The sequence below is a fragment of the Terrirhizobium terrae genome (assembly GCF_030323265.1).
GTDB lineage: Bacteria > Pseudomonadota > Alphaproteobacteria > Rhizobiales > Rhizobiaceae > Neorhizobium.
This window is the reverse complement of the sequence record NZ_CP104992.1, coordinates 4,136,523-4,160,333: the sequence shown is the minus strand read 5'-3', so window position 1 is coordinate 4,160,333 and position 23,811 is coordinate 4,136,523. Positions and strand designations below refer to the sequence as shown.

The 23,811-nt window shown below is 62.5% G+C and carries 17 protein-coding genes and 6 pseudogenes; 12 read left to right on the top strand and 11 right to left on the bottom strand.

The window, feature by feature from the left end; translation table 11 throughout:
• Positions 1 to 80 precede the first annotated feature (80 nt).
• The 6 genes and pseudogenes from N7E02_RS28545 to leuA all read left to right on the top strand — a co-directional run bounded on the left by N7E02_RS28545 (position 81) and on the right by leuA (position 6,801).
• Positions 81 to 578 carry a winged helix-turn-helix transcriptional regulator gene (locus N7E02_RS28545; RefSeq protein WP_286581206.1) on the top strand — a complete coding sequence of 166 codons (498 nt, stop codon included), beginning with the start codon at positions 81 to 83 and terminating at the stop codon, positions 576 to 578.
• A 50-nt stretch (positions 579 to 628) separates the two neighbouring features.
• Positions 629 to 763: a hypothetical protein gene (locus N7E02_RS28540; RefSeq protein ID WP_286581204.1), complete on the top strand. Its 135-nt coding sequence runs from the start codon at positions 629 to 631 to the stop codon at positions 761 to 763.
• Between the two features lie 123 nt (positions 764 to 886).
• A pseudogene (locus tag N7E02_RS28535) lies at positions 887 to 1,755 on the top strand (class I SAM-dependent methyltransferase).
• A gap of 211 nt (positions 1,756 to 1,966) precedes the next feature.
• Positions 1,967 to 3,403, top strand: coding sequence for an endo-1,3-1,4-beta-glycanase EglC (gene eglC / locus N7E02_RS28530; RefSeq protein WP_286581203.1), 1,437 nt, complete (start codon positions 1,967 to 1,969; stop codon positions 3,401 to 3,403).
• 161 nt (positions 3,404 to 3,564) lie between these two features.
• Positions 3,565 to 4,745, top strand: a pseudogene (locus N7E02_RS28525) (benzoate/H(+) symporter BenE family transporter).
• Positions 4,746 to 5,092: 347 nt separating this feature from the next.
• Positions 5,093 to 6,801, top strand: a pseudogene (gene leuA / locus N7E02_RS28520) (2-isopropylmalate synthase).
• A gap of 92 nt (positions 6,802 to 6,893) precedes the next feature.
• Here leuA and N7E02_RS28515 read toward each other — a convergent pair.
• From N7E02_RS28515 to N7E02_RS28505, 3 genes are all read right to left on the bottom strand, one after another.
• Positions 6,894 to 7,742, bottom strand: a complete 849-nt coding sequence (locus N7E02_RS28515) for an anti-sigma factor family protein (RefSeq protein WP_286581202.1) — start codon at positions 7,740 to 7,742, stop codon at positions 6,894 to 6,896.
• Positions 7,739 to 8,218 carry an RNA polymerase sigma factor gene (locus N7E02_RS28510; RefSeq protein ID WP_286581200.1) on the bottom strand — a complete coding sequence of 160 codons (480 nt, stop codon included), beginning with the start codon at positions 8,216 to 8,218 and terminating at the stop codon, positions 7,739 to 7,741. Before N7E02_RS28510 ends, N7E02_RS28515 begins: the two co-directional genes overlap by 4 nt.
• An 89-nt stretch (positions 8,219 to 8,307) precedes the next feature.
• On the bottom strand, positions 8,308 to 9,267 hold the full coding sequence (locus tag N7E02_RS28505; protein WP_286584081.1) for a metallophosphoesterase family protein: 960 nt from the start codon (positions 9,265 to 9,267) through the stop codon (positions 8,308 to 8,310).
• A gap of 65 nt (positions 9,268 to 9,332) precedes the next feature.
• On the opposite strand from N7E02_RS28505, the gene N7E02_RS28500 reads away from it, so the two are divergent.
• On the top strand, positions 9,333 to 9,821 hold the full coding sequence (locus tag N7E02_RS28500; RefSeq protein WP_286581199.1) for an NUDIX domain-containing protein: 489 nt from the start codon (positions 9,333 to 9,335) through the stop codon (positions 9,819 to 9,821).
• 12 nt (positions 9,822 to 9,833) lie between these two features.
• Here the strand turns inward: N7E02_RS28500 and N7E02_RS28495 are convergent, their stop codons facing one another.
• Positions 9,834 to 10,820, bottom strand: coding sequence for a glutathione S-transferase family protein (locus tag N7E02_RS28495; RefSeq protein WP_286581198.1), 987 nt, complete (start codon positions 10,818 to 10,820; stop codon positions 9,834 to 9,836).
• Positions 10,821 to 11,082: 262 nt separating this feature from the next.
• On the opposite strand from N7E02_RS28495, the gene N7E02_RS28490 reads away from it, so the two are divergent.
• On the top strand, positions 11,083 to 11,613 hold the full coding sequence (locus N7E02_RS28490; protein ID WP_286581197.1) for a GNAT family N-acetyltransferase: 531 nt from the start codon (positions 11,083 to 11,085) through the stop codon (positions 11,611 to 11,613).
• Positions 11,614 to 11,681: 68 nt separating this feature from the next.
• A pseudogene (locus tag N7E02_RS28485) lies at positions 11,682 to 12,994 on the top strand (MFS transporter).
• 6 nt (positions 12,995 to 13,000) lie between these two features.
• Here N7E02_RS28485 and N7E02_RS28480 read toward each other — a convergent pair.
• The 6 genes and pseudogenes from N7E02_RS28480 to N7E02_RS28455 all read right to left on the bottom strand — a co-directional run bounded on the left by N7E02_RS28480 (position 13,001) and on the right by N7E02_RS28455 (position 20,755).
• On the bottom strand, positions 13,001 to 13,420 hold the full coding sequence (locus N7E02_RS28480; protein WP_286581196.1) for a GNAT family N-acetyltransferase: 420 nt from the start codon (positions 13,418 to 13,420) through the stop codon (positions 13,001 to 13,003).
• Between the two features lie 38 nt (positions 13,421 to 13,458).
• Positions 13,459 to 13,875 (bottom strand): GNAT family N-acetyltransferase, encoded by a 417-nt coding sequence (locus N7E02_RS28475; RefSeq protein WP_286581195.1) that lies wholly within the window; start codon positions 13,873 to 13,875, stop codon positions 13,459 to 13,461.
• Positions 13,876 to 13,878: 3 nt separating this feature from the next.
• Positions 13,879 to 15,945, bottom strand: a complete 2,067-nt coding sequence (locus tag N7E02_RS28470; RefSeq protein ID WP_286581194.1) for a hypothetical protein — start codon at positions 15,943 to 15,945, stop codon at positions 13,879 to 13,881.
• A gap of 12 nt (positions 15,946 to 15,957) precedes the next feature.
• A pseudogene (locus N7E02_RS28465) lies at positions 15,958 to 18,800 on the bottom strand (DUF4159 domain-containing protein).
• Positions 18,797 to 19,714 carry a DUF58 domain-containing protein gene (locus N7E02_RS28460; RefSeq protein ID WP_286581193.1) on the bottom strand — a complete coding sequence of 306 codons (918 nt, stop codon included), beginning with the start codon at positions 19,712 to 19,714 and terminating at the stop codon, positions 18,797 to 18,799. The pseudogene N7E02_RS28465 and the gene N7E02_RS28460 overlap by 4 nt, the downstream one beginning before the upstream one ends.
• A 27-nt stretch (positions 19,715 to 19,741) precedes the next feature.
• A complete protein-coding gene (locus N7E02_RS28455) occupies positions 19,742 to 20,755 on the bottom strand; it encodes an AAA family ATPase (RefSeq protein WP_286581191.1) in 1,014 nt (337 codons plus the stop codon).
• 191 nt (positions 20,756 to 20,946) lie between these two features.
• Here N7E02_RS28455 and N7E02_RS28450 point away from each other — a divergent pair, with 191 nt between their 5' ends.
• The 3 genes and pseudogenes from N7E02_RS28450 (at position 20,947) to N7E02_RS28440 (ending at position 23,475) form a co-directional block, all read left to right on the top strand.
• Entirely contained in the window at positions 20,947 to 21,570 is a 624-nt protein-coding gene (locus tag N7E02_RS28450; protein WP_286581190.1) for a DUF1285 domain-containing protein, read from the top strand.
• Entirely contained in the window at positions 21,567 to 22,217 is a 651-nt protein-coding gene (locus N7E02_RS28445; protein WP_286581189.1) for a CoA pyrophosphatase, read from the top strand. The genes N7E02_RS28450 and N7E02_RS28445 overlap by 4 nt, the downstream gene beginning before the upstream one ends.
• Positions 22,214 to 23,475 (top strand): annotated as a pseudogene (locus N7E02_RS28440) (CCA tRNA nucleotidyltransferase). Before N7E02_RS28445 ends, N7E02_RS28440 begins: the two are co-directional and overlap by 4 nt.
• Positions 23,476 to 23,531: 56 nt before the next feature.
• Here N7E02_RS28440 and N7E02_RS28435 read toward each other — a convergent pair.
• Positions 23,532 to 23,720, bottom strand: a complete 189-nt coding sequence (locus N7E02_RS28435) for a DUF1059 domain-containing protein (RefSeq protein WP_286581187.1) — start codon at positions 23,718 to 23,720, stop codon at positions 23,532 to 23,534.
• Positions 23,721 to 23,811: the final 91 nt, after the last annotated feature.

The window sequence follows — 23,811 nt, the reverse complement described above, 5'->3', positions numbered from 1 at the left end:
CAGTCAGTGTGCCGGTACAATTCGTGGACTAGACCCTGTCTCTACGCAGGCGCATAATTTGCTGGACGGGAGACCAAGCCATGCAGGGTGACGGCTACAATCAGTTCTGCCCCATCGCAAAGGCCTGCGAGCTGATCGAACCGCGGTGGACCTTGTTGCTGCTGTCGGAAATGTGGTCGGGATCGACCCATTTCAACGAGATCAGGCGCGGCGTACCGGGAATGTCGCCGACGCTGATGTCCAAGCGATTGAAGCAACTGGAGGAGAACGGCCTCGTCACCCGCTCGATCAACGGGCGGACCGGCGAAATCACCTATGTGACGACCGATATCGCCAATGAGCTTGCGCCGATCGTCAAGGAGCTCGGCCGCTGGGCGCACCGCAATGTCGACGCGGAGGTGACCCTCGAACATCTCGATGCGCGTCTGCTGATGTGGAACATGCGCCGCAAGGTCGATGCGACCGGACTGCCGAAGCGAAAGCGCAGCGTGATCGAATTCAGCTATCCGGAACTGCCGCGTGAGGAGCGCAATTACTGGATCGTCAGCAAGCCGGGGAGCCTGTCGATCTATGCCTGATCGACCCCGGCTATGACGTCGACCTCTATATTACCGCACAACTCAAGGCGATGACTGCGGCCTGGATGGGCCTGTCCGGTCTGAAGGCCGAGATCGATCGCGGTACGATTTCACTCGTCGGTGACCCCGATATCGCCGCGCGCATCGACACATGGATGGTGCGCAGCTCGTTTGCCGGCTGCTGAGTGCTCCAGTTTCTGTAGCAGGTCCGCTACACTTCCTGCACTGGAGAGACTGAGGTGCTTTCCTGCATTTTCCCTCCATGGCCCAAGATCAAGCGGGCCGATCATTCGAGTGGAGGGATTACAATGCAGAACACCAATCTCAACCCGTCCCGGGGTAATGCAGCTCCGCCTTTGCAGCCCGTGCCTTTCGGCGGCGTGGATTTTTCTGCCGTCAAGACACGGCAGCAGGGCGCCTGGGCTTCCGGAAACTATGCGGTGGTCGGCACGACGCTGCAGATCGTCGGCGAGCGGCTGTGTGAGGCGCTTGACCTGCGCGGCGGGCAAACGGTGCTGGATGTCGCTGCCGGAAACGGGAATGCAACGCTGGCTGCCGCGCGGCGCTGGTGCAGCGTGACGTCGACCGACTACGTGCCTGCCTTGCTGGAGCAGGGCAGACGCCGGGCTGAGGCGGAGGGGCTTACCGTTGATTTCCAGGTGGCGGACGCCGAAGCTCTGCCATTTTGCGATGAGGCGTTCGATGTCGTCGTTTCCACCTTCGGCGTGATGTTCACGCCCGACCAGCAAAAGGCGGCAGGAGAAATGCTGCGGGTCTGCAAGAGCGGCGGCCGCATCGGCATGGCAAACTGGACGCCCGACAGCTTCATCGGACAGCTGTTCAAAACGATCGGGCGTTACGTCCCGCCACCAGCCGGTGTGCAGCCGCCGTCCCTCTGGGGCACGCCTGCGCGGCTCGATGAGCTTTTGAACCGATGGCCGGTCTGGCAATCGAGGCACAGTCCTTCGTCTTCCGGTATCGCTCGCCCGAACACTGGGTCGACGTGTTCCGCAACTGGTACGGGCCGGTTCACAAAGCTTTCGGAGCGCTTGAGCCGGAGAAGCAGGCCGATCTACAAAGGGAGCTGCTCGATCTGATTTCGCGTTTCAATCACGCAAAGGACGGGACGATGGTGGTTCCGAGCGACTATCTCGAGGTGGTCGCGACCAAGCGTTGAGCCGCTTCCATATGCGAATAAGTGCCGCGATAAAGCCTGTTTCATTGCGGCACATCGTTCGATCGCCGTTTCAGCCTGACTTAACCGCCATGACGATTTAGGTGTATCAAAATCGGATTATGTCTCGGTTTGTTGCATTCTCGCCCCATTCCGGCCGCATGTTCCCAGCGGGAGAAAATCTGGAGGAGACCACGCAACAGGAGCGATTTCGATGACGAATTCCATTTTGAATGCGTTAGGCCAACCCCTTTATTATAGTGGCACATCAACGGCCTGGCTCTCGGCGACGGGATCCGGACCGACGCTGAACGGCACTGCCGGCAATGATTCCATCTGGGGTGACGGCGCCGTCAATGTGACCATGGCCGGCGGAACCGGCGACGATATCTACTACCTCTATTCCAGCATCAACCGTGCCGTAGAGTCATCCGGGGCAGGGGTCGATACGATCGATACCTGGATGAGCTACACCCTGCCGGAGAATTTCGAAAATCTCAGGGTGACCGGCGACGGTCGCTATGCCTTCGGCAATTCCATCGACAATATTATTACCGGCGGCTCTGGAAGTCAGACCATCGACGGCGGTGCCGGCAATGATGTGCTGATCGGCGGCGGCGGTGCCGATACATTCATCTTCACCGGCGGCAACGGCACGGATCTTATCCGGGATTTCGGCGCGGATGACACGATCCGCCTGAATGGCTACGGCGCCACGACCTTCGACCAGCTGATCAGCGGATCGACGCAGAAAGGCAGCGACCTCTGGCTCAATTTCGACAATGGGGAGAGCATTGTTCTTGCCAACACGACGAAGGACGATCTGAGCGCAGATCAATTCGATCTGAACCTGGACCGCTCCAACCTCACCCAGACCTTCAATGACGACTTCAATTCACTTTCGCTCAACAACGGTGAAGGCGGCACATGGGAAGCGAAATACTGGTGGGCGCCGGATAAAGGAGCCTCGCTCCATACCAATGGCGAGTATCAATGGTACATCAATCCGGAATACGGCCCGACCGCATCGGCTAATCCATTCTCGATCTCGAACGGTGTGCTGACGATCCGGGCGGAGCAGACACCAGACGAGCTTTCCTACCATGTCGAAGGCTACGACTACACGTCGGGGATGCTGACGACGCATGCAAGCTTTGCCCAGACCTACGGCTATTTCGAGATCCGCGCCGACATGCCGGAGGAACAGGGCGCGTGGCCTGCATTCTGGTTGTTGCCGGAAGATGGCTCCTGGCCGCCGGAACTCGACGTGATCGAGATGCGTGGGCAAAATCCGAATTCGCTGATCCTCTCGGCGCATTCGAACGAGACGGGTGAGAAGACTTCCGTCATCCAGGATGTCAGCGTGGCAAGCACCGAAGGTTTTCACACCTATGGGCTGCTCTGGGACGAAGAACATATCACCTGGTATTTCGACGACGTCGCCGTTGCGCAGACGGATACGCCATCGGACATGCATGACCCGATGTACATGATCGTCAACCTTGCGGTCGGCGGCATGGCGGGGAAGCCGGCAGACGGTCTGCCAAATGGCTCGGAGCTGAAGGTGGACTACATCCGCGCCTATTCGCTGGACGATATGGAGCAGGCAACAGCCAGCTCTGCTACCCACCATGACGGAATGCTTTCCTAGATAGCCTTGAGATCACGCGACCCTGTTGCGTGATCTCTTCAACGCATGGATGAGCGATAGGCGTGACCCGCCGAACGCTTTCGACCTTCGCCGACTTGCAAGAACTCTCTCGGTTTGATCTGACGAACGGACAGTTCGCGCAATCTGTCCCCGAGTCATCCATGCTCAAAGATTTCTCCCCTCTGCCCTCACCATGGGGCTGCTGACGGCTTTCGTCGGTTTCATCAGTTCCTTTGCCGTCATCCTGCAGGGATTGCAGGCCATGGGGGCGACGGGTGCGGAACAGGCGAGCGCGCTTCTGGCGCTTTCGCTCGCGCAGGCCGTTCTGGCGATCTACTTCTCGCTCCGGCTTCGCATGCCGATCATGATGGCGTGGTCAACGCCCGGCGGCGCGCTCTTGGCCGCGACCGGTGCCATACAGGGCGGCTTTCCGGCGGCGGTCGGCGCCTTCGTCATCTGCGGCGTGCTGATCACGCTGTCGGGACTGTTTCACCCGCTCGGCCGGGCGATCCGGCTGATCCCGACCGCGCTTGCCAATGCCATGCTTGCCGGCATTCTTCTCGGTCTCTGCCTTGCGCCGGTCAAGGCTGTCGCCTTCGATGCGGCACTCGGCCTGCCGATCGTGCTGGCCTGGATGGTGGTTGTTTCGCGCTGGCGGCTCTGGGCCGTGCCGGCTGCGCTCGGGGCCTTCGTGCTGGTGCTCATCTTCGGCGTCGACCTGCCGGATAATGCCTTCGCGCGGATCGGCGAGGCGATCCACCCGGATCTGATCGCCGTCATGCCTGTCTTCACCTGGCATGGTGTCGTTTCGGTCGCTCTGCCGCTGTTCATCGTCACCATGGCGTCGCAGAACATTCCGGGCATCGCCATCCTCAAGGCGCATCACTACGAGCCGGAGCCCGGGCCGCTGTTTGCCTCGACCGGCGTGTTTTCGACCATCTGCGCCTTTTTCGGCGCCCTGCCGGTCAACATGGCTGCGATCACGGCGGCGATGTGCGCCAGCGAAGATGCCCACCCCGATCCCGCCAGACGTTATTGGGCGGCGGTCGTCGGCGGTGCTGCCTACATCGTGCTCGGCCTGATCGCGGGCGGCATCATCGCCTTCGTCTCGATGGCGCCACCGATTCTCCTGCAAGCTGTCGCCGGTCTCGGTCTGATCGGTGCCTTTTCGAATGCGGCCTTTGCGGCATGGCGTGATCCAGAAACGCGCGAGGCTGCCGTGATCACCTTCCTCGTCACGGCATCCGGCGCCACGTTTGCCGGTATTTCCGGTGCGTTCTGGGGCCTCGTGGCTGGCGGCGTGATGATGGGGTTGGCACGCGTGATGCGCAAGAAGGCCTGAGGCAAACCGTACCGCAACGGCGAAAGCGGTTCTTGCCACTTTCATTCGCGGCAGTTATACATCCCGACATGACCATGACAGGCGCGATCATGTCCGACCGTTTTGCCGCCCGCAGCATCGCTGCCGGGGCGACGGTTTTCGCGCCTCTCTCGCTTCTTAGCCTCGACCTTACACTCGGTTGCCGGGTCCGTTGAGGAGCGCCCGGCGGCCGACAAAGCCCGCCGGCGTAAGAGCTCCTCGCAAGAAATCCTAATTTAAGCTGAGATTAGCCCGACAGGGCGCCATCCGTTCGTTACAGGCCGCGCTTAAGACGCGAAGCCCGGGGATGGCAGGACGAGGACGAAGACATGGACACCAAGATTTCCACATCCAAGGGCATGGCCGACGCTGCGGTGAAGTACCGGGCCTATCCCGCCATCAATATTCCCGACCGCACATGGCCGTCGAAGATCATCGAAAAGGCGCCGATCTGGTGTTCCGTCGATCTGCGTGACGGCAACCAGTCGCTGGTCAACCCGATGGGCCATGATCGCAAAGCGCGCATGTTCAAGCTGTTGCTCGACATGGGCTTCAAGGAAATCGAGATCGGCTTCCCTCCGCCTCGCAGACCGATTTCGACTTCGCCCGCTGGTGTGTGGAAGAGGGCGGTGTGCCGGATGACGTGTCGCTGCAGGTTCTGGTTCAGTGCCGGCCGGAACTGATCACCCGCACGTTCGAGGCGCTGGAAGGCGCCAAGCACCCGATCATCCACTTCTACAATTCGACATCGGAGCTGCAGCGCCGCGTCGTGTTCGGCAAGGATGTTCACGGCATCAAGCAGATTGCCGTCGATGCGGCGAAGATGATCATGGACATGGCCGTAAAGGCGGGCGGCGACTATCGCTTCGAATATTCGCCGGAAAGTTTCACCGGCACAGAGCTGGAAGTGGCGCTGGAGATCTGCAACGCAGTGATCGCCGAAGTGAAGCCGACGCCGGAGAACAAGCTGATCCTCAACCTGCCGTCGACCGTCGAGATGGCGACGCCGAACATCTATGCCGACCAGATCGAGTGGATGTGCCGCAATATCGACAAAAGAGACAGCGTCATCATCTCCGTTCATCCGCATAACGACCGCGGGACGGGCATCGCCGCGACCGAGCTGGCGCTGATGGCCGGTGCCGACCGCGTCGAAGGCACGCTGTTCGGCAATGGCGAGCGCACCGGCAATGTCGATGTCGTGACCCTGGCGCTCAATATGTACACCCAGGGCGTCGATCCGGAACTGGATTGCTCAGACATCGAGCGGATCAAGGAAGTCTACGAATATTCCAACGAGATGGTGATCCCCGAGCGCCATCCTTACGTCGGTGAGCTGGTCTATACGGCCTTCTCCGGTTCGCACCAGGATGCGATCAACAAGGGCATGAAGGCGATCAAGGTCGCCAACCATCCGGTCTGGGAAGTGCCCTATCTGCCGATCGACCCGCGTGATGTCGGCCGTTCCTACGAGGCGATCATCCGCATCAATTCGCAATCGGGCAAGGGCGGCATCGCCTATATCCTGCAGCAGGACTATGGGTTGAACCTGCCGCGCAACCTGCAGGTGGAGTTCCGCGAGGATATCCAGCGGATCACCGATGAGGAAGGCAAGGAGGTCGGCTCCAAGCGCATCTACGAGCGCTTCATGGAGCGCTATGTCGAGCAGCCGGACGCGCGGTTGAAATTCGTCGATCACCACACCTATCCGTCGGAGCCGAACCACAAGGGCATCCGCGTCGTCGCAGCCGAGATCACCGATGGCGGTGAGACGAAGCGGATCGAGGGCAGGGGCACAGGCCCGATCGACGGGTTCATCAATGCGCTGTCGACCTATCTCGGCATCGACCTGTCGGTGAACGACTATTCCGAGCATTCGCTGCAACATGGCTCCAACGCATCGGCGATCGCCTATGTCGAGATGGAGCATCCGGGCGGAAAGCTTTTCGGTGCGGGCGTCAACAAAAACATCGTCACCGCCTCGCTGGAAGCGATCGTCTCTGCCGCGAACCGGGTTCTGGAAGAGCGCAGCCGCTAAGGTTTGAGTGTGGCTAAAACGAAAGCCGCATCGGGTTCGATGCGGCTTTTGTCGTTTTGGATTATCGCGTGCGTTCGATCTTCCGGATCAGATCAGCCCGGCGGCCTTGGCGGCAATCTCATCCAGGTCTGCGGCAGAAGAGGGGCCGACCACGACATAGGTCGCCATCGGCGTGCTCCAGGACACAAGTCCGGTATCAATGCGGATGTCTTCGGCCGGCTTGAGGTTTCCGGGCGCGACTTGGAGAAAGTCAGCGCGATGATGTCGCTGCCGACATCGGCGTCTGTGCGGCGGTATAGCAGGATGCCGGTCGGCGTATTGTCGGCCGCGATCATGCGGGCGCCCAAGAAAGTCAGGCCGCTATCGCCTAGATCGGGGATGCGGAAGGTTACGCCGGTGCCGGTCGTCAGCCATTGCAGGATATCGGCCGGCCGATCGGCGCCGATCTCGACGAGGCGATTATCCTGACGCGCGTAGAGCCTGTAGTGGGCGACGATGTCATCAAACCAGTCACGCGTGGCCGCGGCGTTGCTTTGCGCGAGTTGCGGCGAGGCGACGCCAAGCGGCTGCATGCCCATCATGTAGCCGATGCCGCCGCCGAGGATCAGTGTCAGCGTACAGGCGGCAAGTGTTGCGGGTGCCGACATCTTGAATGCCATGCTGGGCCGCGGCGAGCCGGGAAGGCGGATTGCCTTGCGGGGCAGCGGCGCATTCTTGATGCCGCGCACCAGATCAAGCGGAACGGGCTCCTTCAGCATGTCGTCGAACAGGCGGCGGCCGAGATCGCCGCCGCGCTTCAGGCCATCATGCAGGCTCCGCGCTTCGGGATCGTTGACCAGAAGCGCTTCCATGTCCTGCTTCTCGTTGTCGGAGATTTGGCCGTCGACAAAGGACGACAGGCTCCTTTCCAGCGCTGACGGCTCGACGCTCGCAATTGTCATGCCCGCCTCTCCATCGGTTCGGGAGGCAGCGAGGCAAGGTGCAAGCGGGCAGCGCAGAGCCGGGAGGCAAAGGTATCTGACGGGATGCCGAGGATGGACGCCGCTTCGGCATAATCGAAACGCTCCACATCGGCGAGAAGCAGCGTGCTGGCGAGGCCTTCCGGCAGACAGAGAAGAGTTCTGCCCGCTATGCCTTGAATATCGTTTGAAGAGGCATTTACGCTATTCGCCTCCTGATCACCGCGCTTTTTTGCCTGATCGCTCCATGTCGTGCGGATCAGGCTGAACAACCAGCTCTCGATCCTTCCCTTGCCCTTCCAGTGATGGCTCTTCTGGATCGCGTGCGCGCAGACATCCTGCACCAATGCATCTGCCATCGAGGCATCACTGGTGAGCGTCAAGGCAAAACGCCTGAGCTGCGGCAGGAGGGCCACGAGATCGCGGCGGATGTCATTGGAGGTGGCGGATGCGGTCATGAATGCGCTGGTGGCCTTTTCGCCATTCGATCGATTGCTTGCGAGATCTAGCTATGAATCGATTGTGACGATTATGCAACAAGCTTCTCTTAAACTTGTAGTGTTCTGGCGGCTTCCTCCACCGGGATTTGTTCCGGCACATGGCCGTAGAACAACCGGCTCTCGTCGAGCTGCACGTGATCGCCGGCCTCGGTCAGCGCATATCGCTCGCACAGAAGGTTCCAGGCGCCGGGCTCTCCCGACAAAGTGAAGAGGTTATAAGCCGCGCGCGGTTTATGGCCACCGGGTCCCTGGGAGGCGGAAGCGATGCCGACGACGGGCACCGGATCACCATGAGTTTTCAGCTGGTAGACTGTGTTAAGATGGGTGTGGCCATGCAGAACGAGTTCCGCGCCGCCGGTAGAGATCGCTGCCGCGAAACGCCTGATCCCGATCATGCGCTTGTGGGATGCAGCCGCGCCATGAATCGGCGGGTGGTGGATGAGGACGACGCGGAAAAGGCCTTCTTCGCCGGCCTTCCTCAGCAGGTTGACCGTCTCGCGCGCTTGCCTGGGGCTGTAAAAGCCGGAGGCGGAGAAGGGCGGAGTGGCATTGGAGGTGGAGCAACCGATGATCGCCAGCGGCCCGCGGCGGCGTAGCGTCGGGAAGATATGGTCTTCTTCCGACCAGTGCTGGGAATCGTCGTCGCTCGCAATATAGGGATACCAAGCCTCGACGGACTTATCGTGGGCACCGGGCACGTAAGCGTCGTGATTGCCGGGCACCACCGTCATCGTCTCCGGCGTGCCGATCGTATCCAGCCATTCGCGCGCCAGCCGTGTCTCGATCTTCGTCGCCAAATTGACCAGATCGCCGGTGATGACGAGCTGGTCCGGATGGCGGCTCTTCAGGTCGCTCAGGATGAGGTCGAGCGTATTGACGAAGAGATGCTTGCGCCTGTTTCGATGCCAGTTCACGAAGCCGGTTATGCGCTTCGACATCAGTTCGCGAAGCGTAAGGTTCGGGAGAGGCCCCAGGTGGATATCGGAAATATGGGCGAATTTGAACATGACCCAGACATAACGCACGAAATGGAAATTCGTTATGAAATTTGCGCGAGCGATGTGGAGGTCATATGAGCAGCGCTGGAATACCTGAGATCGGCAGCTGGCGTACCCGCATAATCGTGTGGCTGATGCACCGCGTTTTCTTCTTCACGCGCGGTATGACCGTGGGCGTCAGGGCCGCCTGTTTCGATGCCGAAGGCCGTATTTTCCTGGTGCGCCATACCTATGTTCCAGGCTGGTACATGCCGGGTGGCGGGATGGAGCGGGGCGAGACGGCGCTTGGAGCTCTGCACAAGGAGTTGCGGGAGGAGGGCAATCTTGTCGTCAGGGGCGAGCCGCAGCTCTTTCACGTCTACTACAATCGCAAGGCCAGCAAGCGCGACCATGTGCTTTTCTATCGCGTCGACGTGGAGCAGACGGCGCCGCGTGCGCCGAACATGGAGATCGCCGAGAGCGGTTTTTATTCGCTGGAGGCTCTGCCCGACGGCGTGACAGACGCGACGCTTCGCCGGTTGCAGGAACTGAGCGGCAAAGCGGAGCGATCTGACTATTGGTGAGCGGGCGATGCCTCAGGTCTGAGCCAACCCCTCGCGCCCATGCGCGGCATTCAGGTCAAGCGCCGGGCCTACCGGCACGATGCCGGTCGGATTGATGGTCTTGTGGCTCTCGTAATAGTGATGCTTGATGTGGAAGAGATTGCAGGTCTCGGCCACGCCCGGCTGCTGGTAGAGGTCGCGCAAATAGCCCGACAGGTTGGGATAGTCGGCGATGCGGCGGATGTTGCATTTGAAGTGGCCGACATAAACGGGATCGAAGCGCAGCAGCGTGGTGAAAAGCCGCCAGTCGGCCTCGGTCAGCTGGTCGCCGAAGAGATAGCGGCTCGTCTCCAGCCGCTGGTCCAGCATGTCGAGTGTCTCGAACAACGCGGTGACGGCCTCTTCATAGGCGTCCTGTGTCGTCGCGAAGCCTGATTTGTAGACACCGTTATTGACCCGGTCGTAGACGATGGCATTCAGGTCGTCGATCTCGCTTCGCAGCTCGGCGGGATAGAGGTCGAGATCCGATCCCGTCAGCCCGTCAAAGGCGCTGTTCATCATGCGGATGATCTCGGCGCTTTCGTTGGAGACGATCGTGTTCTGCTGCTTGTCCCACAGGACAGGCACGGTAACGCGGCCCGAATAGCTGTGATCAGCCTTGAGATAGACCTGATAGAGGTAGTCGGAACCGAACAGGTCGTCGCCTGTGGCGCCGTCGCGTTTCCTGAATTCCCAGCCGTTCTCCAGCATCAGGTAGTCGACGACCGAAACGGAGATCAGGCCCTCGAGTTTCTTCAGCTTGCGGAAGATCAGCGTGCGATGCGCCCAGGGGCAGGCGAGGGAAACATAGAGATGATAGCGACCGGGTTCCGCCTTGAAGCCGGGCTTTCCCGTCGGGCCTGCGGAACCGTCGGGCGTGATCCAATTGCGGAACTGTGATTCCGTCCGCTTGAAATGTCCCTTGGTCGCCTTGGTGTCGTACCAGACGTCCTGCCACTTGCCTTCGACGAGCATGCCCATAGCGCTCTCCTTATCCTTCGTTTCCCGATACATACGGCGCTTGCGGCAGATGGCGAGACGCGATTTTGCGAACGATGTGTTTTTGCATTGGACGGACAAAAGAAATACTGCTAGTTCGCTTTTCACACTTTTTCGGGAACACGCACTCTCATGACCGAAGTACGGGCACTGCGACGACGCTGAAGATCGACCACGACGCCACAAGAGGCGTCATCGATTTCGCTTGTCCTGTCCGCTCCTTTATCTACGGCTTCGGTTCACCATGTCCCTGCACCTTCTCAGCATCCAGTCGCTCGCAAAACACGATCTCGTCTATCTGACCGAGGACGCGTCTCATGATGAAGTCATCGAACTGATCAACGAAGAAGCCTTCGGTCCCGGCCGGCATGTCAGGGCCGCAGCCCGCATCCGCGAGCAGGGGCCGCATGACCGGTCGCTGTCCTTTGTCTGCACCGATGACGGCGAGACGATCGCTTCCGTGCGGATGACGCCGGTGCTGGCGGGTTCCGTAAGAGGCCACATGCTCGGCCCGCTTGCCGTCAGGCCCTCGCACAAGAACCGCGGTATAGGCCGGGAACTGGTGCGGATTGCCATCGAGGCCGCGCGGCGCAAGGGTTCGGAAGGCGTGATCCTGATCGGTGACCCGCCCTATTACATGCCGCTCGGCTTCGAAAAGGTCTCTTACGATGCGCTGAAGTTCCCCGGTCCGGTCGATCCGGCACGAGTTCTGGTCGTACCGTTGGTCGAGGGCGTGCATGACGGCCTGAAGGGCGTCATCGGCTGGCGCGAATAAATTAAATCGATTATGCCTACCCTTGGCTGGTGGCGAGAGCCGAACTGAACTCAGGGGTGAGGGCGGGCATGAAATACATCACTGTCGACGAAGCGCTGGATCGTGCCGGCGCCGGGCGGTATCAGCGTCGGCTGATTGCGATTTTCGGGCTCGTCTGGGCCGCCGACGCGATGCAGGTGCTGGCGGTCGGTTTTACCGCGGCGTCGATCGCGGCGACCTTCGGCCTGACTATCCCGCAGGCCCTGCAGACGGGAACGGTATTCTTCCTCGGCATGCTGATCGGCGCGGTTGCCTTCGGACGGCTTGCCGACCGGATCGGCCGACGCTCGGTGCTGATCATCACCGTATCCTGCGACGCGCTCTTCGGAACGCTGTCGATCTTTGCGCCTGACTTCACCATTCTCTTGATCCTCAGGCTGTTTACCGGCATGGCGGTCGGCGGCACTCTGCCGGTCGACTATGCGATGATGTCGGAATTCCTTCCGGCGAAGAACCGCGGCCGCTGGCTGGTGGCGCTGGAAGGTTTCTGGGCAATCGGCACTCTGATCGTTGCCCTGACGGCCTGGATCGCCAACGTTGCCGGGATCACCGACGCGTGGCGGGTTATCTTCGCCGTCACGGCCCTGCCGGCTATCCTTGGTATAGGCATGCGCGTGCTCATCCCCGAATCGCCGATTTATCTGTTGCGCACGGGTAAGACGCATGAGGCGCGCGAGGTGGTGAACCGGATCGTGGCCGTCAATACCGGCAAGGAGCTCGCGCTGTCGGAGGAACTGGTTCTGCCGCCGGCGGAGGCGCGGGTCGGCATATTCGCGCCGGCGCTGCGGCGAACGAGCGTGATGATCCTTGCTGTCTGGTTCCTGGTCTCAGTCTCCTATTACGGGGTCTTCACCTGGATGCCGGCGAGGCTTGCCAGCGAAGGCTTCGGCTTCGTGCGCGGCTACGGCTTCCTTGTCCTCGTAGCTCTGGCTCAGCTGCCGGGCTATGCGCTTGCCGCCTATGGTGTGGAGAAATGGGGCCGCAAGCCGACACTGACCGGCTTCTGCCTGCTTTCCGCCGTCGGATGCCTGCTCTTCGTGCTGGCGTCAGGCGCGGTGATGATCGGAACGTCGCTGCTGCTGATGAGCTTTGCGCTTCTCGGCACCTGGGGGCGCTCTACGCCTATACGCCGGAGCTCTATCCCACGACGTCGCGCGCAACCGGCATGGGCGCTGCAGGCGCCATGGCCCGGCTCGGCGGGCTGATCGCGCCTTCGGCCATGGTCTATATCGTTGCCCACGGCTTCGGCCTGACGATCGGCATCTTCGCCGCATTGCTTTTGGTTGCGGCGATCGCTTCGCTGATGATCCGTGTCGAGACGAGGGACGCTTCGCTGTCGTGACGCGCTCTAGAAGCGTTTGGCGAGCCATGTGATGACATGGCCGCCCGCGAGCGCGTCGAGCCTGCCGATCTCTGCGTAGCCGAGCTTGAGATAGAGTTTCAGCGCCGCCGGGTTCATCGTGTCTATATAGGCGCCGATGCAGCCGCGTTGGCGGGCCTCGTCTTCGGCCATGGCGAGCATGCGGGCGGCAAGGCCTTGGCCACGCAGTTCTTCCGGGATGTAGAGCATCGAGACATAGAGCCATCCGCGGCCTGTATAGCCGACGAGGCCTCCAGTGATTTCGCCCTCATCGCCGTAAAGAGGGATGGTCAGTTCGCGGCGATCGCTCTCGCCGAAAGAGGCGGTATTGAATGACTTCAACCGATCGAGAATGACCGCTTCCTTTGAAGGAGCAATTCCCTCCGTCACTTTAAGCTCGGATTCCATGCCTCTGGATTTCCTCCCGTTTTCAGGGGAGTTGTAGCTCAGAGCGCCTTCCGGAGAAAGCTGCGGGTGCGGTCGCCGACGAAGGCGGGCAGTTCGCCGAAGATCTCGTATCCCTGCCGCTGATAGGCCTTGAGGGCCTGCGGGTTGAACGTGTCGATCCAGGCACCGCGGCAGCCGCGATGGCGGGCTTCGGCCTCTGCCTCATCCAGCAGTCTGGCGGCCATGCCGTGTCCGCGCAGCTGTTCGGGAATGAACAGCAATTGCGTGAACAGCCAGCCCCAGGACGTGTAGCCCGACAGGCCGCCGATCACCTGTCCGCCTTCGTCGCGGATCAGGACCGCCAGCGGGATGCGGTCGGCGGGACCGACCTCGGCTTCGTTATAGGCGGTGAGGCCCTTGAGGATGACGTCCAGATCCTCGCCGGTTGGCGCGGACGTGAGCTCGATCGTGGCCACGGGTCAGCGACCCTCGCGCCACCACATGGCGGCGACGGCGAAGAGCAGGGCCGAGAGGCCCGCAAAGCCGGCGAACAGCGGCAGGCTGTTGATGCCGCGCAGCACGGATTCATCGGTCATGCGCACGACCATGCGGCTCGGGTCGCTGATGCGCACCTCGCCGCGCACCGGCAGGATATCGGGCAAAGTGATGCCGTCGCTGGATGCGACGCGGGTGACGAGGCCACGGGTTTCGTCGGCATAGGGTTTCAGCGTCTCTTCGGTCGAGATCATTGCCTTGAATTCCGGTGCATCGACGGCGCCGACATGGACGAGCGTGGTGAAATCGCCGTTCGACACCTGGAAGAGGCCGACCTCATCCATGCGCCGCTCGAAGCGGTACTGGCCGGGGCCGGCTTCGGCCATCGGGATGGTCTCGGTGCGCCCGGACGGGAAACGGACTGTCGCGGGACCCGGATCGTCGCCGATCGTCTGGCGCGTCGCCTCGAGCGTGCGGCCGGAGGAGCGGGCGGTCAGCGCCTCCTCCTCGAGTTCCGGTTCTTTCATCAGCCAGTGGGCGATGCGGCGATAGAGCGCCACATGCGGGCCGCCTCCTTCGAAGCCGCGGGCCCAGAGCCAGCCCTGGTCGGAGAGCAGCATGGCGACGCGGCCTTCGCCCTGGCGGTTCAGCACGAGGAGAGGACGGTTGCCGTCGCCTTCCATCACCGTCTGGCCCTGCGGCTGGTCGACATCGATGGTGCGGAACCAGCGGCCCCAGGCGGGCGGGGTGGAATTGGAGCCGTCGAGGCCGCGGGTCACCGGATGCTTCTGGCCGGCTGCCGAAAGGTGCGGATAGAAGCCGGCATTGTGGACTTCACCGGTCGGGGAGGCGGGGAGTACCTGTTCCAGCGGCGTCAGCGCGATCGAATCCTCGCTCGCATGTTCCGGGCCCGCCGCGATCAGCAGCGCGCCGCCGTTCTGCACATATTGGGAGATGTAGTCGTAATAGAGGATCGGCAGGACGCCGCGATGCTTGTAGCGGTCGAAGATGATCAGGTCGAAATCCTTGATCTTCTCGACGAAGAGTTCACGGGTCGGGAAGGCGATCAGCGACAGTTCGTCGATCGGCGTGCCGTCCTGCTTTTCCGGCGGACGCAGGATGGTGAAGTGGACCAGATCGACCGAGGCATCGGACTTCAAGAGGTTACGCCAGGCGCGCTCACCTGCGTGCGGTTCGCCCGAGACGAGCAGCACGCGCAGGTTCTGGCGGATGCCGTCGATCACATGGACAGCGCGGTTGTTTGCCGTCGTCACTTCGCCCGGCAGTTCGTCGACGGAAAATTCCATCACGTTATTGCCGGCGCGGGGCACGGTGAAGGGGAAGGGCGTATCGGTGCCGGGCGTGGCGCGGAAGGTCGCGGTCTGTTCGCCGTTCATGCGCACCGTCACCTGGGCCGGCGCATTATTGGAGCGGCCGTCGTCGACAACCCGAAGCGTCAGTTCCTGCTCCTCGTTGACGATGCCGAAGCGCGGGGCGCGGACCACTTCGACGCGGCGGTCGAACTCGTCCGGCTGGCCGGTGATCAGGCCGTGGACGGGGGCATTGAAGCCGAGATCCTGATTGGTGCCGGGCATGTCGTGGATCTGGCCGTCGGTAACGAAGACGGCGGCACCGAGACGGGCAGGCGGAACGTCGGAGATCGCGGCACGGAGCGCGGTGTACAGCCTCGTCGAGGGCGTGTCGCTATCCGGGTCGTCATTGACCTCGACGATGCGCGTCTCGATGCGGGGATAGCGCGAGAAGCGATCCCTCAGTTCGGCCAGCGCCTCATCCGTCTGGCGCTTGCGTTCCTCGGTCTGCTGGCTCTGGGAGCGGTCGACGATGACTGGTACGATGGTCGAGAGCGGCTCGCGGTCTTCCTGCAGCAGCGTCGGATTGGCGAGTGCCAGAAGCAGGGCGGCGAGGGCGAGCGTGCGCAGGCTCGCGCCACGAATGCCACGCCAAAAAGCCATGGCGCAGAGAATGAGCGCGAAGGCGCCGAGACCGATCAGCACAGGCCAGGGGAAGAAGGGCGCGAATTCAAGTGTCATCGTCGTTCTCCCTTACTGGCCTAGCCGTTCGAGCAGGGCAGGGACATGCACCTGGTCGGCTTTATAGTTGCCGGTCAGCATGTACATCATGATGTTGACCCCGGCGCGGTAGGCATATTCCCGCTGCATGTCGTCCGGCGGTACGGTCGGCAGGACAGGCGCGCCCTGTGCATCGACGGCCCAGGCGCCGGCCATGTCGTTGCCGGTGATCATGATCGGCGAGACGCCGTCGCCGCCGGAAGACACCTGGTTTGCGCTGTTGCGTCCGTCCTGCCGTGCCTCGACCCAGAGCGGGCTGCCGGTATAGCGGCCGGGGAAGTTGGTCAGTAGGTAGAAAGAACGCGCGAGAACGTGGTTTTCCGGCACGGGCTCCAGAGGCGGAATGTCGATGTTGGCGAGGATTTCCTGCAGCCGCTCGCCGTTCGGAGATGTGCCGCCATCAAGCGAGGACACCTGATCGCGCGTATCGAACAACACGGTACCGCCATTGCGCATATAGGCGTCGATACGGGAGATCGCGGCCTGCGAGGGCATCGGTGCGTTGGCGGAAATCGGCCAGTAGATGATCGGGTAAAAGGACAGTTCGTCTTTGGTGATGTCGAGGCCGACGGGCGCGCCGGGCTCCAGCGTCGTGCGATAGGTCAGGAACTGCGACAGGCCGTCGAGCCCCTGTTCGGAGACGCTATCCACATCCGCCTCGCCGGTGACGACATAGGCGAGATGGGTCGTGTCGAGATGTTCGAGGATCTGCTCGTCGCCGGCCTTCGCACCGCTGCCCTCCGGCATTTCCTGGGCGGAAACCGGGTTCGGCTGCATGGCGAAGAGGCCGAAGGCCAGCGCTGCGATAGCGGCCGCAGTGGCTGCATCGGAGCTGCGGCGTGGGCCTTTCGGCCTGCGGGAAAAGGCACCATTCATGAAGAGCACGATCAGGCTGTCGAGGATAAGCATGGCGAAGGCTGCGGCAAACAGCGAAGGACGCAGCGACACGGCTTCACCACCGGCGAGCCCTTCGCGGACGACGGGGCGACCGATCGCGGCGGGATCGAAGGCGGCGAGCACCGTTCCCGGGGCTAAAAGGTTTACGGCCGAGAAGCCGTCCTCGGTGCCGTAAAGGCCGGGCGGATGGTCGAAATTGGCGGATGGCGTCTGGCCGGCGGCGATGGTGATCGGGCGGGCACCGCCCGTTTCCGTCGTCAGCAGGCCGTCAGCCGTCAGCAGGCGATAAGGCGGAAGGGTCGCTGCCGCGTTATCCGAGCCGGCAGACGAAGTGGTCGCACCGCCGGCGCGGGCGAGCTGGACCACGCGGCGCAGCATTTCGACGAAATTGCCCGATAGGGGCAGGTTGGACCATGTCGCCTCGGCGCTCGTATGGAAGAGGACGAGACGGCCGGCTTCGACTTCGCGGGTCGTGACCAGCGGCGTGCCATCGGCAAGGCTTGCCCAGGTGCGCTCGGCAAGGTCCGGCGTCGGTTCGGCGAGGACCTGGCGGGTGACGGTGATGTCGGCGGCGCGCGGCATGCCGGCGAAGGGACCGAATTTCGGGAAGTCCGCCAGAACCTGCGGCTCTGACCAGGACATGGCGCCGCCAAGCGCGCGCTCGCCCTGGCGCAACCGCACCGGCACGAGCGGATCGTCGGCAGGGGCGGCGGCAAGGCGTGGGCCGGCGAAGCGGATCAGCGTGCCGCCGCGTGAAATCCATTGCTGTAGAGGAGCGTAGGTCTCCGCCGGCAGGCGCCCGACATCGGCCATGATGATCGCGGACGGGTTGTTTTCGAGAATCTGCGGGATGGACACCGCGAGATCGGCCGTATTCGGCTGGATGACGTCGGCATAGGGCGAGAGCGCGCGGCTGATGTAGTAGAGCGGCTGGAGCAGCGGTTGGAAATCGCTGCCGCTCTCGCCGGCTATCAGAGCGATGCGGCGGCGCTTGAAGCCGTCGTCTAGCAGATGGGTGGCGCCGGCCGTAGCGACACCTTCGACACTCAGGCGGGCGAAATCGTTGCGCAGCTCAAAGGGGCGGAGATTTCCGCCGTGGCGGTACCGGAGCCGGCGGCGAAATCCATCGTGCCCGAGGCGAGCGCGCGGCCCTGCTGATCCAGCGCGTTGACGGTGACCTGTTGCGGCGCACCGGTCTCAAGTCGGGTGGCGGTGACAGCCATGGAGGCGGAATTGTTGGTGGCGCTGGTCAGCGCGATCGAGCCACGGCCGTCGCCTTCGTAGAGGCGGACTTCGCCGGGAGACAGGCCAGCGAGCGTCGTCATTGCCTCTTCGTCGCCGCCGGCAGCGATGCCATCGGAAATCATCGCGACGGTGCCGGGCTGGTTGCCGTTCAGTGACTCCTGCAAGGCGCGGGCGGCGCGCAGGCGGTCAGGCACGAGCGGCCTCGGCTCGGCTGCGGCGAGCTTGTCACGCGCGGCGGCGGCGGTTCCCGCGACCGGCTCGTTGGTCGCTTCGGCAGTGAAGATGACCGAAACCGGCACGTCGGAGCTCTCGGCCTCGTCGATCAGCATGTTGGCCGTCTCGATGCGGCGCTCCCAGTCGACGGCGCTCGACCAGCCATTGTCGATCACAAGCGCGAGCGGACCGCCGGAATTGAGCGAGCTTGCGCGCGGATTGAGGACCGGATCGGCGATCGCCAGGATGACGGCGGCGGCAAGCAGCATGCGCAGCAGTGTCAGCCACCAGGGGCTTTGGGCCGGCGTTTCCTCGCGCTTCAGGACCGTCGCAAGGATACGAAGCGGCGGAAAGACTTCCGTCTGCGGGCGCGGCGGGGTGAGCCTGAGCAGCCACCAGATCACCGGCAGCGACAGAAGCCCGAAGAGGATGAAGGGGTTGGCGAAGGCGAGAGCACTCATGTCCGCGCCCCCGGAATGACGGCCGGCATGCCGGCGAGATAACCGTGGACGGCGACGAGCGCTTCCGATGCCAGATGGTCGGTGCGGTGGAAAACGAAACTCCAGCCGAGCCGGCGCAGGCCTTCACCAAGCGCCTCGCGGCGGGCGAGATAGGCGCGCTGATAGTCGTCGCGGATCATTTCGGCGCGGCCGGCTGTCAGCTTCTCGCCGGTCTCGGGATCGGTGAATTCGGTGCGGCCGGCATAGGGGAAGGTTTCCTCGGCCGGGTCGGCGACCTCGACCACATGGCCGCGCAGGCCGCGTTTCCCGAGCGGCGAGATGCGGCTCATCACGGTATCGGCGTCATCGAGAAAATCGCCGATCAGGACGATATCGCTCTGGCCTCTGATCATCGAGGTTTCCGGCAGGCCGGTGGTGAGCGGTGCGTGCATGATGGCGGTTGCCAGCCGTTCGGCGGCGTTGCGGGACGAGACCGGCTCCATGATGCCCGGACATCCGATGCGCTCGCCTGAGCGCGCGAGGATTTCGGCAAGCGCCAGCATCAGCACCAGCGCGCGGCTTTCCTTCGAGACCATGGCGAGCGTCGACTTGTACATCATCGACGGCGACATGTCGGCCCAGAGCCAGATCGTGTGGGCGGCTTCCCATTCGCGGTCGCGGACATAGGTGTGGTCGTCGCGGGCGGAGCGGCGCCAGTCGATGCGCGACAGGCTTTCGCCATCCGCATAGGGGCGGAACTGCCAGAAGTTTTCGCCCATGCCGCGCTTGCGCCGGCCATGCCAGCCGGCGATCACCGTGTTGGCGATACGCTTTGCTTCCACCATGCAGTCGGGAACGAGTGCTGCGCGCGCCTGGGCGCGGGAGAGGACTTCGCTGCTGGATGTCTGCTCGACGATCTGGCCGATTGATGCCACGCACTGTCCTTTCAGAGGAGCGGGATTTTACCCGCGAGCCTGCTTTACCAATCCAGCAATCACGTCACGCACCGACATGCCTTCGGCGCGCGCTGCAAAATTCAGGGCCATACGATGTTCGAGAACCGGCTCCGCCAGCGCGTAGACATCGTCGAGCGACGGGGCGAGGCGGCCTTCATAAAGTGCGCGTGCACGCGCCGTCAGCATCAGCGACTGGCCGGCGCGCGGGCCGGGGCCCCAGGCGACATGCTTGTCGGTCTGAGCATTGCCGTGCCCAGGACGCGCTGAACGGACGAGCGACAGGATGGCATCGACCACCTTGTCGGAGACCGGCATCTGGCGGATCAGCATCTGGATCTCCTGCAGGCGGGCGCTGTCGATCACGCCGCGCGGCTTTGCTTCGGCCATGCCGGTCGTGTCGAGAAGGATCTGTCGCTCGGCGGCGAGATCCGGATAGAGCACGTCGACCTGCAGCAGGAAGCGGTCGAGCTGTGCTTCCGGCAGGGGATAGGTGCCTTCCTGTTCCAGCGGGTTCTGGGTCGCGAGAACATGGAAAGGGGCGGGCAGATCGTAGCGCTGGCCGGCCACCGTGATGTGATATTCCTGCATTGACTGCAGCAGTGCCGACTGGGTGCGCGGCGAGGCGCGATTGATCTCGTCGGCCATCAGAAGCTGGGCGAAGACGGGGCCTTTGATGAAGCGGAACGAGCGGCGGCCGCTCTCGTCCGTATCCATGACTTCGGAGCCGAGAATATCGGAGGGCATCAGGTCGGGCGTGAACTGGATGCGGCTGGAATCGAGACCAAGAACCGTGCCGAGGGTATTGACGAGTTTTGTCTTGGCAAGACCCGGGACGCCGACGAGCAATGCGTGGCCACCGGAGAGAACGGCGAGAAGGGTGTTTTCGACGACCCGCTCTTGGCCGAAGATGACCTTGGCGACTTCCTCGCGGACCGCTGCGATGTCTGCGAGCGCCTTTTCGGCGGCTGCGACGATCGCCTTTTCATCAAGAACGGCCTCGGTTGGATTCATCACGCCCATGTCGTTCTCCATGTTCAAGGTCTTGTTCAAAACCGAACGGCTTCATGCCCGGTCGCGACTCGTTGCACCGCAACAGACACGATACCCTCAGAAGTTATTACCCGAAATATGGCTGACAAGCTCGTTTCGAATGACTATCTCGTGAGAACTACCGCGACCGTGAACGATTAAAATCGAACCGGGACTGAAAGATGGCAGCAGAAACGATAAATTCGGCATCCGACGCCGCCGGCCTTGCGGCCATGATTTCGCGCGCCGCCGAACAATCAGGTACCGGAAAGCGCGGCTTGCCGCCGGTCGACAGATGGAACCCGCCCTTTTGCGGTGATCTCGACATGGAAATCAGGGCCGACGGGACTTGGTTGTACATGGGTACGCCGATTGGCCGGGCGCCTCTCGTCAGGCTGTTCTCCACCGTCCTGCGCAAGGATGAGGACGGCAAGACCTATCTCGTCACGCCTGTGGAAAAGGTCGGCATCCGGGTCGTCGACGCGCCCTTCCTGGCGGTCGAGATGCAGGTGACCGAGCGAGACGATGAGCCGGTCCTCACGTTCCGCACAAATGTCGGTGACGTTGTGGAGATCGGGACCGAGCATCCGCTGCGCTTCGAGACGCTCGGCGAGGACCGGCAGCTGAAGCCCTATCTGCTCGTGCGCGGCCGGCTGGAAGCGCTCGTGTCGCGGCCCGTCATGTATGACCTGGTCGAGCTTGGTGACGTTATCGATGTCGATGGTGTCGCGATGTTTTCTGTCCGCTCGGGCGGCGTCACCTTCCCGATCATGTCGGCGGACGAGCTGGATCGGCTGGCGTCATGAGCGATCTCTCAGCCCATGACCGCGCGCCGTTTTCGGCAGAGAGCTTTCGCCGCCGAGCGCTGCATCAGGCCGGAGCTCCGCTGGAGACGGCGTGGCGTGACCATGGCGACCATCTGCTCAATCCGCAATTCGTCCAGACCGCGATGGAGCTGAAGCTCAAGGACGCGGCCGTTCTCGTGCCGGTCATCGACGACGGGGACGAGGCGAAGGTGATCCTGACGCAGCGCACGGCGACTTTGAGGAAACATTCCGGCCAGATCGCCTTTCCGGGCGGTGCCGTCGATCCCGAGGACGGCTCTCCGGAGCGGGCGGCGATGCGTGAGGCGGAAGAGGAGATCGGGCTTGATCCCCGTTTCGTCGAACCGCTGGCGCGGCTGCCGCAATATTACGCGATGACCGGCTTTCGCATCACGCCGGTGCTTGCCGTGGTCAATCGCGGATTTGACCTGAAGCTCAATCCGACGGAAGTCGATGATGCCTTCGAGGTGCCGCTGTCGTTTCTGATGAACGAAGCGAACCATCAGCGCGGCACCCGGCAGTTCAACGGCACGGAGCGGCATTTCTACCTGATGCCCTACGAGAACCGGAATATATGGGGGATCACCGCCGGTATCCTCCGCACTCTCTACGAAAGGCTTTATGCATGACATCGGTGGCTGGCGAAACCTGGTTCCAGGATGCGGCCCTGCAGCGCATTCTTGTGCTGCTCAATGATGATGGCGGCGAGGCGCGGGTCGCTGGCGGCGCGGTGCGCAACGCGTTGATGGGCCTTGCTGTTGCGGATGTCGATATCGCCACGACGCTGCGGCCCGAGGTCGTCGTCGAGCGCGCCAAGGCGGCCGGCATCAAGAGCGTGCCGACGGGCATCGAGCACGGCACGGTGACGCTGGTCATCGACGGCCGCGGGTTCGAGGTGACGACGCTGAGGCGCGATATAGAGACCAATGGCCGGCATGCAGTTGTGGAATTCGGCACCGACTGGAAGGCTGACGCCGAACGGCGGGATCTCACCATCAATGCGCTCTATGCAGATGCCAAGGGCGAGGTGATTGATCTCGTCGAGGGGTTGAAGGATCTCGAAAAACGGACCATCCGCTTCATCGGCGACGCGTCGCAACGGATTGCCGAGGATCATCTGCGGATCCTCAGGTTCTTTCGCTTCTTCGCCTTTTACGGCTCCGGCCGCCCCGATGCTGATGGTTTGCGAGCCTGCGCGCGGGCGAAGGACAAGCTTTCGACGCTGTCTGCGGAACGGGTCTGGGCCGAGACGAAGAAGTTGCTATCCGCACCGGACCCGTCACGGTCGCTTTTGTGGATGCGGCAGGCCGGCGTGTTGACGGAAATTCTGTCCGAGACGGAAAAATGGGGCATCGATGCCATCCACGGGTTGGTCGCGGCAGAAAAGTCGCTCGGCTGGGCACCGGATCCGCTGCTCAGGCTTGCGGCCATCGTGCCACCGGATGAACAGAGGCTGGAAGCGCTCGCCAAGCGGCTGCGCCTGTCGAATGCCGATGCACTGAAACTGACACGCTGGGCGACGACGCCGATGCCGCCGGACGAGGTGACAGATGTCGGCTTTACGCGACTGCTCTACAGGCACGGCAAGCCTGGCATGATCAGCCGGTTGAAGCTGGCGCTGGCATCGGCACGGGCCTCCGCAGAAGGCGACCCGATCGCGATGCGCAAGAGCGCGCGGTTGTATGAGCTTCTGTCCAAGGCGGAGGCCTACGAAAAGCCGAACTTCCCCTGAGTGGCGCGGACGTGATTGCAGCCGGTGTGCCCGCAGGCAAGCAGGTGGGAGAGGTTCTGAAGGAGCTGGAGGAATTCTGGATCAGCCGGAACTTCAATCCCGAGCGGCCCGAACTGGCCGCTCGTCTGTCGGATATGGTGAGCAAGCAGGACTAGCCCCGAAACTCAAGCCAACGAAGTCCAGGCTTGGTGAAGCTCAAGCCCGATGAAACTCAGGCGGGCGCGTTCTGCTCGTTGCGGATGCGCGCCTTGATGTTTTCCACCATGTTCTCGCGAATAATTTCCTCGCCGTGGGCGCTGCGCATATGCTCCACCGCCCGACGCACGACTTCGGCATCCTCTTCGGCGCGCGTATGCCACTGGCATCCGGGCACCAGCGTCCCGCATTCGAAAAGCCGCATGGCCATATCTCCCTGATGGTTGATGTCCGCCACCCGTTTTGCGAGTGGTCAGACGGAAACCAATGGAGAGCGCAAGAGTTCCCACGGTTCT